General features: G+C 66.1%; 1 protein-coding gene. It reads right to left on the bottom strand.

The genetic code is table 11. From position 1 onward, the window contains the following. Positions 1-40: 40 nt before the first annotated feature. Positions 41-868 carry an IS3 family transposase gene (locus tag ACSDR0_RS50785; RefSeq protein WP_435296163.1) on the bottom strand — a complete coding sequence of 276 codons (828 nt, stop codon included), beginning with the start codon at positions 866-868 and terminating at the stop codon, positions 41-43. Positions 869-1,028 lie beyond the last annotated feature (160 nt).

Raw genomic sequence — 1,028 nt, 5'->3', positions numbered from 1 at the left:
TGGAGTTGCCCCGGTTCGGTAGACACGTCAGGGCTTTCGGCTACGCGGCAGCATAGTTGTCTTCGTGAGTGGGCTTGAGGGCTTGGCGTTGCTCGTATTCGGCGGGGCTGAGCTGGCCGTTCGCGGAGTGACGGCGGCGTGGGTTGTAGAAGCCCTCGATGTAGGCGAACACCGCACGCTCGGCTTCTGACCTGGTGTGGAAGGTGCGCCGGTCGATCAGCTCGCACTCCAGGGAGGCGAAGAAGCTCTCGGTGATGGCGTTATCGAAGCAGGTGCCGGTGCGGCCGGTCGAGGGACGCACGCCGGCCTGCTCACACCGCCGGCCGAAGGCGAGCGAGGTATATTGACCGCCCTTGTCGCTGTGATGAATTACCCCGGCGTCGGGGCGGCGCTGAGCGATCGCCATCGCCAGCGCGTCGGTGACCAGCTCGGTGCGCATGTGCTCGGCCATCGCCCAGCCAACGATCCTGCGGGAGAAGACGTCCAAGACGACCGCGAGATAGAGAAAACCTTGCCGGGTCGGCACGTAGGTGATGTCGGCGGTCCAGATCCGGTTCGGCTCGGCCGCGGTGAACCTCCGGTGCACCAGGTCACTGGCCGCGACCGCTCGCCGGTCGGTGATCGTGGTGCGGCAGCCCTTACGGCGGCTCACCCCGGCCAGCCCGGCAGCGCGCATCAACCGGGCCACCCGCTTGCGCCCGATATGGATGCCATCGATCTCGCGGAGATCAGCGTGGATCCGTGGCGCCCCATAGATCTCATCAGAGGCCGCATGGTGATGGCGAATCTTCGCCGTGAGCTGCGCATCCTGCACAGCTCGGCGTGAGGGCCCATGCTTGGCCCAGGCGTAGTAGCCCTGGCGCGACACACCCTCCCGCCCGGGCCAGCAGGCCAGACACCATGGTGGTCTTTCTCCGCATGGATCAGCCGGAATCTCATCTCGGCCGATCCGTCTCCCGCGTGAAGAAAACCGCGGCCTTACGCAAGATCTCCTTCTCCTCCCGGAGAAGCTTGACCTCGCGGCGCAG

This window comes from Streptosporangium sp. G11 (genome assembly GCF_051192615.1).
In the GTDB taxonomy this organism is placed as follows: domain Bacteria; phylum Actinomycetota; class Actinomycetes; order Streptosporangiales; family Streptosporangiaceae; genus Streptosporangium.
Note: the sequence above shows the minus strand (reverse complement) of the source record. Positions and strands in the feature narration are given on the sequence as shown.